We start from the raw sequence: 12,993 nt of genomic DNA, 5'->3' as shown, positions 1-12,993 counted from the left end.
ATCTCCGAGGCGTCGATCGGGCGATCCTCGCGCCCCAGGACCTCCGTTGCCCCGACCCCGGTCGGCGGCGTGCGGACCTCAGGATATTCCGGCGCCCCGGCGCCGTTGCGGTTTCGAAAATCTATGGCTAAAGGCATCGAAATAAGAACATCGCCGCACCTCAAGAAGGTGTTGACGGTTGATCAGATCATGCGCTCGGTGGTGCTCGCGCTGCTGCCGGTGAGCGCCTTCGCCGTTTATCAGTTCGGCCTCAGCGTGCTGCTGCTGCTCATCACCACCACGGTGGTCGCGGTGGCCACCGAGTGGCTGTTTGCGCGTCTCTCGGGGCAGGGCAACACCGTCTCCGACTGGTCGGCGGTGATCACCGGGCTGCTGCTCGGTCTCACCCTGCCGCCGGGCTTCCCGTTGTGGATGGCCGCGGTTGCCGCCTTCGTCGGCATCGCCCTCGGCAAGGCGCTGTTCGGCGGACTCGGCTACAACGTGATGAATCCGGCGCTGGTCGGGCGTGCCTTCGTGCAGGCCGCCTTTCCGGTGGCGATCACCACCTGGACCCCGGCCTTCGCCCCGGAGCGTTTCGCCGAGCTGATCCCCTCGACCCTGACCCTGCCGTTCATGCAGCCGGTGCCGATCGACGACTGGGTCGCCGGGCTCGGGCTCGACGCCTGGAGCGGGGCGACGCCGCTGGCGTTGCAGAAGTTCCAGCAGATCGAGCTGCCGCTCAGCGACGTGTTCTCCGGCACCATCGCCGGTTCCGCGGGCGAGACCTCGGCGATCCTGATCCTGGTCTGCGGGCTGTGGCTGGCGTGGCGGCGGATGCTCGACTGGCGCATCCCGGCCTCGGTGATGGCCGGCGCCGTGCTCACCGCGCTGCCCTTCTGGCTGCTCGATCCCACGCTCTATCCCTCGCCCTGGTTCGTGCTCTGCTCGGGCGGGTTGATGCTCGGCGCCTGGTTCATGGCCAGCGACATGGTCGCCTCGCCGGTGACCGCGCGCGGGGCCATCATCTACGGCCTGTTCATCGGCGTGCTGACGGTGATCATCCGGCTCTTTGGCGGCCTCGTCGAAGGGGTGATGTACGCCATCCTGCTCGCCAATGCCCTCGGTCCGCTGATCTCGGGCTGGACCCAGCCGCGCGTCTACGGCGCCGGCTCGCGGCCCAAGGCATGAATCGCCGGCTCCAACCTCTATCGGGCATTGACTCATGACGATCGAACAACAGATCCAAACCCCGGCGCCGAGCACCCCGGCCTGGGCGATGCTGCGCACCCTCGGCGGCATCGCCATGCTTTCCGGGTTGCTGGTGGTGCTGGTCTATCAGTTCACCCTGCCGATCATCGCCGAGAACCAGCGGCGGATGACCGAGAAGGCGGTGTTCCACGTCCTCGACGGTGCGGTGGCCAAGCGCGACTTCGTGCTCACCGCCGAGGATGCGCTGGTGCCGGCGGGCGAGGGCGCCGAGGGCGTCCATCTCTATGCCGGCTACGATGATGACGGCGCGCTGGTGGGCGTGGCCTTCCCGGGTGCCGCGCGCGGCTACCAGGACGTCATCCAGTTCCTCTTCGGCTACGACCCCGCCTGCCAGTGCGTGATCGGCAGCAAGGTGCTGAAGTCGACCGAGACCCCGGGGCTCGGCGACAAGATCTCCACCGACGCCGAGTATCTGAAGAACTTCGAGGCGCTCGATGCGCGGCTTGACGCCACCGGGACGGCGCTCGCCAACCCCATCGTCCCGGTCAAGCACGGCACCAAGACCCAACCCTGGCAGGTCGATGCCATCTCCGGTGCGACCATCACCTCCAACGCCATGGCGCGCGCGGTCAACGACGCCGCCCAGCGGGTGGTGCCGGTGCTGCAGCGCGAGCTGGCGCTCCTCTCCGAACCGAACCGTAGCGAGGGCCGATGAATGGCTGAACTGCCCAACCAACAAGAGAGCCTGTCGCTCGACACCTTCGTGCGCGGGCTGTGGGAAGAGAACCCGGTGTTCGTGATGCTGCTGGGCATGTGCCCGGTGCTGGCGGTGACCAACACCACGGTCAACGCCATCGCCATGGGCCTGGCCACCACCTTCGTGCTGGTGTGCTCGAGCCTGCTGGTGTCGCTGCTGCGCAACTGGATCCCCAAGCAGGTGCGCATCGCCAGCTACATCGTCATCATCGCCACCTTCGTCACCATCGTCGACTACGCCATCCAGGCCATCAGCCTCGAGCTCTATGCCGCGCTCGGCGCCTTCATCCAGCTGATCGTGGCCAACTGCGTGATCCTCGGTCGCGCCGAGGCCTACGCCTCCAAGCAACGCCTGCACACCACCCTGATCAACAGTCTCGGCATGGGCGCGGGCTTCACCCTGGCGCTGCTCAGCCTCGGCACGGTGCGCGAGGTCCTCGGCAGCGGCACCATCCTCGGCATCCCGCTGTTCGGTGCCGACTTCCAGCCCTGGGTGGTGATGATCCTGCCCCCGGGTGGCTTCTTCGTCCTCGGTGCCTGGCTGTTGTTGTTCAACTGGCTGCGGTTGCGCAAGGAGCGCAGACTGCAGGCCGCCGCCGCGGAGAGCGCATATGCACGCTGAACCCCTGTCGCTGATCTTCCTCAACGCCGCGGTCGTCAACAACTTCGTACTGGCGCTGTTTCTCGGCATCTGTCCCTTCCTCGGCGTCTCGGCGAAGAAGGAGACGGCCTGGAACATGGGCCTGGCGACCATGTTCGTGATGCTGGTGAGCTCGGCCGCGGCCTATGGCATCAACTGGGTGCTCGGCGAGCTGCAGCTCGAGTTCCTGCGCCTGATCTGCTACATCGCGGTGATCGCCTCGGCGGTGCAGCTGGTGGAGATGTTCGTCAAGCGTTTCAGCCCGGCGCTGTTCCGCTCGCTCGGCATCTTCCTGCCGCTGATCACCACCAACTGCGCGATCCTCGGTCTGGCGCTGTTCCAGACCGCCAAGGAGTACGACTTCGTGCAGAGCCTGGTCTATGCCGTCGGCGCCGGCACCGGCTTCACCCTGGCGCTGATGCTGATGGCCGGGCTGCGCGAGAAGCTCGCCCTGGCGCGGGTGCCCCGGGTCAGCGAGGGCGCGGCGATGAGCCTGATGCTCGCCGGGCTGCTCTCGCTCGCCTTCATGGGTTTCGCCGGGTTGGGTGGCAGCCATGGCTAGGCTGTTGCTGGTCCCGGTGATCATCTTCGTCGTGCTCGCCGGCTGGGTCGGGGTCCAGCAGCTGTACGCACGCTTCGCGCGGCGTCATCCGCAGCTCGGCCCCTACCGCCCCGAGGGCGGTGGCTGCTCCTGTGGTAGCGGTCACTGCGAGGTCGAGGTGGCCGTGCCCGGTCCCGTGCACGGCGAGTGCAACGCCGATCGCCACTGATCGGCGTCCCTCTCGCGGCCCCCAGGGGCCGCAGGACAGCGTTTAAGGAGCTGACATGAGTGAATCACAGGCCGCTGGCGGCCCGCAGACCGAGGCCCTGATCAAGGCCTCGCGGCGCATTACCCCGGAGGACACCGAGGAGGTCCGCCACCTCACCCTCGAGGTGCTCGATCCGGCCTTCCAGTTCGTCGAGGGCCAGAGCATCGGGGTGCTGGTGCCGGGTCCGCATCCCTTCGGCAACGCCGTGCACCTGCGTCGCTACTCGATCGCCAACGCCCGCCCCATGCCGCTCGACGAGGGGGTGGTGATCGAGCTGCTGGTGCGTCGTTGCTTCTATCTCGACGAGGTCAGCGGCGAGCGTTATCCGGGCATCGCCTCGAACTATCTGTGCGATGCCCAGCCCGGCGACAAGATCACCATCACCGGCCCCTATGCGAGCGCCTTCCGCATGCCGCTCGACAACCGGGCCAACCTGTTGATGATCGGTACCGGCACCGGGATCGCGCCCTTCCGCGCCTTCGCCCAGCACATCTACGAGCGTCGCGGCGACTGGAACGGTCAGGTGCGCCTGTTCTACGGCGGTCGCACCGGTCTCGACCTGATGTATGCCAACGACGAGACCTCGGATCTCGCCAACTACTACGACGAGAAGACCTTCAAGGCCTTCCGCGCGCTCGGCACCCGGCCGCTGATGCGCTCCTCCGAGGCGCTGGCGCAGGGGCTCGAGGCCCATGCCGAGGAGACCCTGCGGCTGATGCGTGAGCCCAACACCCAGGTGTTCATCTCGGGTCTGCGCAAGACCGCCGAGGCGTTCAACCGGGTGATGGCCGAGCAGGCCGGCGGCGAGGAGGCGTGGGAGACGCTCAAGCAGTCGCTGATCGACGATCAGCGCTGGTCCGAGCTGTTCTACGACTGAGGCCTGTCGTGGTCGGGGCGGGAGGCCCCGATCGACGACAGGCTTGAACCCGACCGCGGCGCTTGTCAGGCTGGCGGTCGGATCCAGCCCCATGTCGTCACCCGGCCAGGAGGCCGACGCCATGTCCGTCGTACCCCCCGTTCCGTCCACGCCTCATCATCTGTGGTCAGTGACGCGCCGTCTCTCGGCGCTGCTGTTGCTGGCGGCGCTGATCCCCTTCCTGCTGCGCTTCCCCGCCATCGCCCCCTGGTTGGCGCTGGGGCTGGCGCTCTACCTGCTGGTGCTGTTGCGCGACCCCGATGCCTGGCTGGTGGTGGTGCCGGTGGCGCTGCCGCTGCTCCAGCTCGCGCCCTGGAGCGGCTGGCTGTTCGTCGACGCCTTCGACGCGCTGCTGCTCTGCACCCTCGCCGCCGGACTGTGGCACGGTGGTGGCGGGGGCAGGGTGCGCCCGAGCGCCGGCGCCCGGTTGCTCCTGCTGCTGCTGCTGGTGCTCGCCGCGATCGGCTGCTGGCGCGGGCTCGGTGGCGCCTGGCCGCAGCTCGATGCCAACGCGCTGGTCTCCTACTACAGCCCGCTCAACGCCCTGCGTCTGACCAAGGGGCTGGTCTGGGCGCTGCTGCTCTATCCGCTGTGGCTGGCCGCGCGCGGTCGCGATCCGGTACGCGCCGAGCGGCGCTTCATCGCCGGGGTGCTGATCGGACTGCTCGGGGTCGCGCTGGTGGTGGTGTGGGAGCGCGGGGTGCTGCACCAGCTGATCTTCTTCGAGGGTCCCTATGCGCTGCTCGGCACCCTGCTCGACTTCTCCACCGCCTATCGCGTCACCGCACTCTTCGCCGACATGCACGTCGGTGGCGGCGCGATCGACGGCTATCTCAGCCTCGCCTGGCCGTTCGCGGTGCTCGCCCTGCTGATGGCGCGTTCGCGCTGGTGGGGGGGGCTGGCCGCCATCGTCCTGCTCGGCGCCTGTTACGCGATGGTGGTGACCTTCTCGCGCGGGGTCTATCTCGGGTTCCTGGCGGTGGTGGCGGCGGCCTTGCTGCTCGGCTACTGGCGCCAGCGTCGGGTGTTGTCGCGCGGGGCGGCGCTGCTCACCCTGGCGGCGCTGGCGGGCTCGGCGGCGATGGCGCTGTGGTCGTTCCGCTCCGGCGGCATGCTGGCGATGAGCTGCGCGCTGCTCGCCCTGGTGGTCGCGGCGCTGCCGGGCTGGCTCGCCGGTCTCGGGGTGTCCGTGCGCCGTCTCGCCTGGCTGAGTGGTGCGGTGGTGCTGGCGCTGGCCGGGCTGGCCGCTCACGGCGCGGCGACCAGCAAGTGGACCAGCCTGCCGCTGCCGCTGGCGATGGCGATCGTCGTCGCCGGCGTGGCGCTGCTGGCGGTGATCGGCTGGCGGCTCGAACGCGACTGGGGCGCGCGGCTGGCGCCGCGCCATCGCATCCTCGCGATGATGCTCTGGTGCGTGGTCCTCGGGGCCTTCATCCCGAGTCTCTTCGGCAGTCGCATGGAGGCGCGCTTCGCCGAGGCCGGGAGCGATCTGCAGGCGCGGCTGACGCACTGGCAGGAGGCGCTCGCGGTCGTGCCGGCGGACTGGCCGGACCGGTTGCTCGGGATCGGCGCCGGGCGTTTCCCCGAACGCTATCTGTGGACGCGGCGCGATCCCCAGGCGTTCGGTACCCTGGGGATCGGCAGCGAGGCGGGCAATCGTTATCTGCGTCTCTCCGGGGCGCGCGGCATGCGGCTCGGACAACGGGTGCGGCTGCGGCCGAATACCGCCTATCGGCTGCGCCTGACGGTGCGTACCGAGGCCCCCGAACTCAAGCTGCAGCTGCGTTTGTGTCACCGTCAGATGATCGCGCCGAGCGAGTGGAACCCACGCTGTGTCACCTTCTCCCCGATGGTGACCGACACCGAGGGCGCCTGGCGAGCGCTGGAGTTCGTCTTCGACAGCGCCAACCTCGGCTCCTTCGAGCAGGCACTGCGCGCGCCGCTGCTGCTGACCCTCGCCAATCGCCGCGAGTACCGCCTGCTCGAGCAGCCGCAGACCCTGGTCGACATCGACGACGTCTCGTTGCAACGGCTCGAAGGCGGACGCGAACTGGTGCGCAACGGCGACTTCGGTGCGGGGATCGACCATTGGCTGAGCTATTCCGACTTCGACCACCAGCGTTGGCACACCGATAACCTCTGGGTCCATCTGCTGGTCGAGCGCGGCCTGCTCGGTCTCGCCGTGCTGCTGCTGTTGTTGCTCGTCGCCAGCCGAGGTCTGCTCGCCGGGCGGGTCGTCTCGCCGGCCTTCGGGGTCACGGTCTGGCTGGCCCTGCTCGGCTTCCTTGCGGTGGGGACCTTCGGCACCCTGCTCGATGCCCCGAGGGTGGCGCTGCTGTTCTATCTGCTGGCCTTGATGGGACTGCCGCTGCAGGTCGAGACGCCGCCGTCACGTCGACGCAGCGTGGCTGTCGAGGGTTGATTCCGCTTGCCTCGGCGGGAGTCGAGCCTCTACCCTAGTTGGCCGAGTCCCACCGACTTGAGGAGTCGTGTTCGCTATGTCGATCGCCACGGAATATTTCGCCTTCCATCGGCAGTTGCAGGAACGCGGGGTGGTGTTCTCCTTCGCCGGTTATCTCTCCGAGGGGATCCTGTTCTCGCTGGGCGAGGCGCTCAAGCAGAAGATGAGTCTGGAGGATGCCGACTCGCGGGTGATCAAGCGGGTGTTCTCGATCTTCGTCGAGCAGGTGCAGAACATCATCCGCTACTCGGCCGAACGGGTCGAGGGCAACCTCGGCAAGCCGGTCGAACTCAGCTCGGGTATGGTCGTGGTCGGTCGCGAGCGCGACCGCTTCTTCGTCGTCTGCGGCAACATGGTGTGTCGTGACGAGGCCGCCGAGCTGCAACGCCGGCTCGAGCAACTCGCGTCGATGGACAAGGACTCGCTCAAGTCCTATTACCGCGAGCGGTTGCGCGCCCCGGTGGAGGACGATAGTCGGGGGGGCAACATCGGTCTGATCGAGATCGCGCGTCGTTCGACCGATCCGATCGAGTTCGGCTTCGTGGAAGTCACCGAGGATCGCTCCTTCTTCTGTCTTAAGGCCTATATCTGAGTGAAGGATGGAGACGTTGGAGACGCTGTATCGCGCACCGACCGAACGCTCGCCGCTGCTTGAGTTCGATTTCGCCAATCGCCGTCTGCGCATCGAGGGTGAGTCCTACCCCGAGGATGCTGCTGCTTTCTTCGGTCCGGTGATCCAGGCGCTCGACGCCTTTCTCGCCACCGACTCGACTCAGCCCCCCGCGCTGCTGGTCGAGCTGCGCATGTCCTACTTCAACAGCAGCAGCGCCAAGGCATTGATGAACATCTTCCAGCGCCTGGAGCGGGCCGCCGGCGCCGGGCGCGGGGTGCGCATCCGCTGGCACTACCATGTCGAGGACGACACCATGCAGGAATTCGGCGAGGACTTCAGCGAGGACTTCGAGCACGCCGTGTTCGAGCTCTGCGAATTCGATGATGACTGACCGGCACCGATCATGAGCGCCGATGAGCCCGAGGAAGAGTTCTCGCTCTATGCCCACGAGCAGGCGGTGATCCGTCAGGCCGAGGCGATGCTCGAGCGTCTCGACGAGGTCGCCGACGGGGTGCGCCAGCTCGCCCGCGCCTATCAGGACGGCTATCACGAGTCGCGTCGGCTGGTGCGCATCAGCGATCGCATGCAGCTCGACCTGCACGACGCCAACCGCACCCTGTCGCTGCAGGCGCGCGAGCTCAACACCCTCAACGCCACCCTGGTCAAGGAGATCGAGCGGCGCGAGCAGCTCGAGCAGGAGCTGCGCCGGATCGCCTCGGTCGACGAGCTGACCGGGCTGCACACCCGTCGTCACCTGCTCGAACTCGGCGAGCACGAGCTCAAGCGCATGGCCCGTCATCGGCGCGGTCTGTCGGTGCTGTTGCTCGACCTCGATCACTTCAAGCGGGTCAACGACGCCCACGGTCATGTCGCCGGCGACCGGGTGCTCGAGCACTTCGGCACCCTGTTTCGCAGCGCGCTGCGCGAGGATGACGTCCCCGGGCGTTTCGGCGGCGAGGAGTTCATGGCGGTGCTCCCGGAGATCCGCCTGGAGGCCGCCGCCGAGGTCGCCGAGCGGCTGCGCGTGCGGGTGGCCGAGGCCGAGACCCAGTGGAAGGGCGCGCGGCTGCGCGTGACCGTCAGTATCGGCGTCGCCGAGGTCGCCATCGACGAGTCGCTGGAACGGGCGATCGCGCGCGCCGACCGGGCGCTCTACGCGGCCAAGCGCAACGGTCGCAACCGCGTCGAGTTGGCCGAGGCCGAGTTGCCCGGTGCGACCGAGCAGGGCGTTCCAGACGCATGATCGCGCGGCTGGTCGCACTGCTGCTGATCCTGCTCCCGGGGGGCGCGCAGGCCGCCGGGGAGCGTTATGTGATCGGGGTCGAGAACATCGACTATCTGCCCTATCACGCCGCGCATACCGGACGCTTCGAGGGGTTCGCCCGCGAGCTGTTCGACGCCTTCGCCGCCGCCGCCGGGATCGAGTTCGACTACAAGCCGCTGCCGGTGCCGCGGATGGTCGTCAGCCTGCTGCGCGACGAGGTCGATTTCATCTATCCCGACGACCCCGACTGGCGCAGTGCGGCGCGCAACGGTGAGCGCTTCCACTTCAGCACTCCGGTGGTCTCCTACACCGACGCCACCCTGGTACGCCCGGACCAGTTGGGTGCGGGCCCCGAACGGGTGCAGCGGCTCGGGATCGTCGTCGGTTTCACCCCCTGTGCCTGGCAGTCGCGCCTGGAGACCGGCACGCCGGTGCTGCGCGAGAATGCCGGCTTTGCCGCGCTGCTCAATCAGCTGCACAGCGGCCGGATCGATGCCGCCTATGCCAATGTCGCGGTCGCCGCCGAGCAGTCGCGCCGGCTGTTCGGTCGCGCCGATGCCCTGGCCTTCGATCCCGGGCTGCCGCTGGCACAGGGTGAGTACCGTCTCTCCACCCGGGCGCACACCGGGTTGCTGGCGCGCTTCGATCGCTGGTTGGCGACCGAGTCGGTACGGGTCGAGGCGATCAGACGCGCCCATGGTGTCGGCACCGTCGCCCTGGAGGCCCATTGAACACGTCCCTGCAACAGGGCGCAGCCCCGCCCGAAATCCCGTTCTGGCGCGGGCTGACCTTCCGCCAGGCGGCCGTCACCCTGGCGGTGGTGTTGCTGCTGGGGATGCTGGTGGGGCTGCTCGAGCTCTTCCTCGACTGGCGCGGGATGCGCGCCGATGTCGAGCGCGACCTGCGCGAGACCCTGACCCTGGTCGAGGGCTCGGCCTCCGAGGCGCTCTATCAGCTCCATCCCGAACTCGGTCGCCAGCTCGTCGACGGACTCTTCGCCCGCGCCTCGATGCGTCGCGCCGAGCTGCGCGACGACTTCGGTCGGGTGCTCGCCGAACGGGTGCGCGAACCGACGGCAAGCGCGCTGGCCGAGGACTGGTCGTGGCTGTTCGCCGATGTCACCCGGATGCGTCTGCCGCTCGACTACGGCTTTGCCGGGGCCGATGCGGAGCCGGTCGGGGTCCTCGAGGTCGAACTCTCGGCGGCGGTGTTGACCCAGCGCTTCCTCGCCCAGGCCGGTCGCGATGCGCTGCTCGGGCTGGCGCGCGCGCTGGTGATCTCGGCGCTGGTCGCGCTGCTCTTCTATCTGATGATCACCCGCCCGCTGGTGCGCCTGGCCGGGGCCATCGCGGCGGTCGACCCGGCGTGTCCGGGGGCGTGGACGCCGCCGCACCTGCCCCATCATCGCGGCGACGAGCTCGGGTTGCTGCGCGCGCGTCTCGGTGAGCTGTTCGCCGCCTCGCAGCGGGGGCTCGATCAGCGCGATCGGGCACAGGCCGAGCTGACCGCGCTCACCCAAGAGCTCGAGGCGCGGGTGCGGTTGCGTACCCGGGAGCTCGAGCAGCAGCGCGATGCCCTCGAGCAGGCCTTCGCCGAGCTCGACGCCGCCCACCAGGAGTTGGGCAAGGCCAATCGCATGGTGCTCGAGAGCATCCAGTACGCGCGGCGCATCCAGACGGCGATGTTGCCCGACAAGGGCGCGCTGGGCGACGGGGTGCGCGAGATCCAGGTGTGCTGGGAGCCGCTGCACCTGGTCGGCGGCGACTGGTTCTGGCTCGAGCGGCTCGACGACGAGCGTTATCTGATCCTGATCGCCGACTGTACCGGGCACGGTGTGCCGGGGGCCTTCATCACCCTGGTGCTGGCCTCGGCGATGGCCGATATCCTGCGCGATCATGCCAGCGCCGACCCGGCGACCATCCTGTGCGCGATCGACGCCGTGGTGCGTACGCGACTGCGTCAGGATCATCCAGAGGCCGAGTCGGACGACGGTCTGGAGGCGGCGGTGGCGATCTGGGAGCCGGCGCGCGCCGAGCTGAGCTTCGCCGGTGCGGGCATCCCGCTGCTGTGCATGGATCCTGCCGGACGGGTGGAGACGATCCGCGGCGCGCGCGCGCATCTCGGCTATCGCAGTCTGCCGAGCCCAGGCGAGATCCCGGTGCACCGCATCGCGGTGGCGCCGGGGGCGCGCTTCTATCTGCTCACCGACGGCATCTCCGATCACATGGGCGGGCAGCCGCGGCGGCTGCTCGGTCGCCGCCGTCTGGCGGGTTGGCTGGAGCGCCACGCCGAACTCGGTCTGGCCGAGCAGCTCGCCGCCGTCGAGCAACTGCTTGAGGACTATCGGGGCGACGAGCCGCGGCGCGATGACATGACCTTGATCGGCTTCCAGCCGCGCTGAGTCGGACGACCCGGTTCAGCGATCCGGTTCAGCGGATGATGTCGGTGATCCGCCACTCGCGCCCCTCGAGTTCGAGACGCACATGGGTCGGCGCCTTGCCGAGTTGGCCGATACGCACCAGGAAGCGGTCGTAGGACTCGAAGAAGGCGTAGTCGATGCCGGCGAGCAGATAGGGCGGGGTCTGCGAGGTGGCGCGCCCGACCGCCTCGCGCAGCGTCTGCCGCGCCCAGGGCAGGGTGATGGCCTGTTCGAGCGCGGCGTCGCCGAGTTCGCCGACGTTCTGGCGCAGCCAGTGCATCCCCCCGCCGGCCTCGCCCGCCGGCAGCATGCCCTCGACGCCCGCGGCGATCCGCGCCTTGTAGTTGGCGCGGATCGCCGGCAGGTCGACCAGGGCCGCCAGCTCGGTGGTGTCCTCCTGGTTGATGGCGTCGTCGAGCTGGTAGACGGCATAGTAGGGCCACAGCCCGTAGCCGAGCAGGGCGAGCAGGATCAGATAGCCGAGAAAACGCATCGTCGCTCCTTCATCAGGTCAGGGCGGGGAATCGATGGGGCATTCTAACCGCAAGCATCGCCCCGATATAATCACCCATCCGAGACCAGCCCGAGGTGACCGTGGACGACCCGACCCCCAATCCGAGCCTGCAACCCGACCCCGCGACCGCCGGGCTCCGTGTCTATCTGGTCGGTGGCGCGGTGCGCGACCGGCTGCTCGGGCGGGTGGTGCGCGAGCGCGACTACGTGGTGGTGGGCGCGCGCGCCGAGACCCTGCGCGCGCGCGGCTTCCAGCAGGTCGGCAAGGACTTCCCGGTGTTCCTGCATCCGCTCACCAAGGACGAGTACGCGCTCGCCCGCACCGAGCGCAAGACCGCCCCCGGCTATCACGGCTTCACCGTGCACGCCGACCCCGAGGTCACCCTCGAGCAGGACCTGTTGCGGCGTGATCTCACCGTCAACGCCCTGGCCGAGGACGCCGAGGGCGGCATCGTCGATCCCTATGGCGGGCTCGCCGATCTCGAGGCGCGGGTGCTGCGTCACGTCTCCCCGGCCTTCGCCGAGGACCCGGTGCGCATCCTCCGCCTGGCGCGCTTCGCCGCGCGCTTCGCCGATCTCGGCTTCACCGTCGCCGCCGAGACCCAGACGCTGATGCGCGAGATGGTCGCCGCCGGCGAGGTCGACGCCCTGGTCCCCGAGCGGGTGTGGCAGGAGCTCTCGCGCGCGCTCTGCGAGCCCCGGCCCTCGCGCTTCTTCGAGGTGTTGCGCGAGTGCGGCGCGCTGGCGCGGCTGCTGCCCGAGCTCGATCGGCTGTGGGGGGTGGCGCAGCCGCTCAAGTGGCACCCCGAGGTCGATACCGGGGTGCACGCGATGCTGGTGCTCGACATGGCCGCGCGGCTCTCGCCGCTGCTCGAGGTGCGCTTCGCCGCGCTCTGTCACGACCTCGGCAAGGGCACCACGCCGGCGGAGATCCTGCCCAGCCACCACGGTCACGAGGCGCGCAGCGTCGAGCTGCTCGAGGCGGTCTGCGACCGCTTCCGGGTGCCCAACCGCTGTCGCGAGCTGGCGCGCATCACCGCCGGGCAGCATGGGTTGGTGCACAAGGTCGAGGAGCTGCGCGACACCACGGTGCTCGATCTGCTCGAGCGCACCGATGCGCTGCGCCGGCCCGAGCGTTTCGAGCAGATGCTGATCGCCTGCGAGGCCGACTTCCGCGGTCGCACCGGCTATGCCGAGCGCGACTACCCGCAGGCGGCGTTGCTGCGCCGATTGCAGGCGGCGGTCGCCGCGCTCGACGTCGGTGCCATCGCCCGCGCCGCCCCCGAACCGCGGTTGATCGCCGGGCGCATCCGCGAGGCGCGACTGGCGGCGATCAGGACGGCGCGACAGGGGTGAGTCCCCTGGTTTGTCCTCGGCGCCGCCTTGGCGCATCATGATGGGTTTCCTTGCGTGT

General features: G+C 69.0%; 14 protein-coding genes. 13 read left to right on the top strand and 1 reads right to left on the bottom strand.

What is annotated here, in order from left to right:
* Positions 1-123 precede the first annotated feature (123 nt).
* The 12 genes from EBL84_RS14185 (at position 124) to EBL84_RS14130 (ending at position 11,048) form a co-directional block, all read left to right on the top strand.
* Positions 124-1,167, top strand: a complete 1,044-nt coding sequence (locus EBL84_RS14185) for an RnfABCDGE type electron transport complex subunit D (protein WP_123141409.1) — start codon at positions 124-126, stop codon at positions 1,165-1,167.
* A gap of 34 nt (positions 1,168-1,201) precedes the next feature.
* A complete protein-coding gene (locus tag EBL84_RS14180; protein ID WP_123141408.1) occupies positions 1,202-1,903 on the top strand; it encodes an FMN-binding protein in 702 nt (233 codons plus the stop codon).
* Positions 1,904-2,566 carry an electron transport complex subunit RsxE gene (rsxE, locus tag EBL84_RS14175; protein ID WP_062272823.1) on the top strand — a complete coding sequence of 221 codons (663 nt, stop codon included), beginning with the start codon at positions 1,904-1,906 and terminating at the stop codon, positions 2,564-2,566. It begins immediately after the preceding gene.
* Positions 2,556-3,146, top strand: a complete 591-nt coding sequence (locus EBL84_RS14170; RefSeq protein WP_062272825.1) for an electron transport complex protein RnfA — start codon at positions 2,556-2,558, stop codon at positions 3,144-3,146. Before rsxE ends, EBL84_RS14170 begins: the two co-directional genes overlap by 11 nt.
* A complete protein-coding gene (locus tag EBL84_RS14165) occupies positions 3,139-3,354 on the top strand; it encodes a hypothetical protein (RefSeq protein ID WP_123141407.1) in 216 nt (71 codons plus the stop codon). The genes EBL84_RS14170 and EBL84_RS14165 overlap by 8 nt, the downstream gene beginning before the upstream one ends.
* Before the next feature lie 55 nt (positions 3,355-3,409).
* Positions 3,410-4,270, top strand: coding sequence for an oxidoreductase (locus tag EBL84_RS14160; RefSeq protein ID WP_062272829.1), 861 nt, complete (start codon positions 3,410-3,412; stop codon positions 4,268-4,270).
* Between the two features lie 121 nt (positions 4,271-4,391).
* Positions 4,392-6,731 (top strand): hypothetical protein, encoded by a 2,340-nt coding sequence (locus EBL84_RS14155; RefSeq protein WP_148040303.1) that lies wholly within the window; start codon positions 4,392-4,394, stop codon positions 6,729-6,731.
* Positions 6,732-6,807: 76 nt separating this feature from the next.
* Positions 6,808-7,362 carry a SiaB family protein kinase gene (locus EBL84_RS14150; RefSeq protein WP_123141405.1) on the top strand — a complete coding sequence of 185 codons (555 nt, stop codon included), beginning with the start codon at positions 6,808-6,810 and terminating at the stop codon, positions 7,360-7,362.
* Positions 7,363-7,369: 7 nt separating this feature from the next.
* Complete coding sequence (locus EBL84_RS14145) at positions 7,370-7,774, top strand: DUF1987 domain-containing protein (protein ID WP_123141404.1); 405 nt, start codon at positions 7,370-7,372, stop codon at positions 7,772-7,774.
* Positions 7,775-7,786: 12 nt separating this feature from the next.
* Positions 7,787-8,626: a GGDEF domain-containing protein gene (locus EBL84_RS14140; protein ID WP_123141403.1), complete on the top strand. Its 840-nt coding sequence runs from the start codon at positions 7,787-7,789 to the stop codon at positions 8,624-8,626.
* Positions 8,623-9,378 (top strand): transporter substrate-binding domain-containing protein, encoded by a 756-nt coding sequence (locus EBL84_RS14135; protein WP_123141402.1) that lies wholly within the window; start codon positions 8,623-8,625, stop codon positions 9,376-9,378. Before EBL84_RS14140 ends, EBL84_RS14135 begins: the two co-directional genes overlap by 4 nt.
* Positions 9,375-11,048, top strand: a complete 1,674-nt coding sequence (locus tag EBL84_RS14130; RefSeq protein WP_223807026.1) for a SpoIIE family protein phosphatase — start codon at positions 9,375-9,377, stop codon at positions 11,046-11,048. Before EBL84_RS14135 ends, EBL84_RS14130 begins: the two co-directional genes overlap by 4 nt.
* A gap of 28 nt (positions 11,049-11,076) precedes the next feature.
* On the opposite strand, the gene EBL84_RS14125 is transcribed toward EBL84_RS14130, so the two are convergent.
* Positions 11,077-11,559, bottom strand: a complete 483-nt coding sequence (locus EBL84_RS14125) for a DUF2939 domain-containing protein (RefSeq protein WP_123141401.1) — start codon at positions 11,557-11,559, stop codon at positions 11,077-11,079.
* A gap of 101 nt (positions 11,560-11,660) precedes the next feature.
* Between EBL84_RS14125 and EBL84_RS14120 the strand changes: the two genes are divergently transcribed.
* Positions 11,661-12,935, top strand: a complete 1,275-nt coding sequence (locus EBL84_RS14120; protein ID WP_223807025.1) for a multifunctional CCA addition/repair protein — start codon at positions 11,661-11,663, stop codon at positions 12,933-12,935.
* The last annotated feature ends 58 nt before the right edge of the window (positions 12,936-12,993 follow it).

This window comes from Marichromatium sp. AB31 (assembly GCF_003718685.1).
GTDB lineage: Bacteria > Pseudomonadota > Gammaproteobacteria > Chromatiales > Chromatiaceae > Marichromatium > Marichromatium gracile.
Note: the sequence above shows the minus strand (reverse complement) of the source record. Positions and strands in the feature narration are given on the sequence as shown.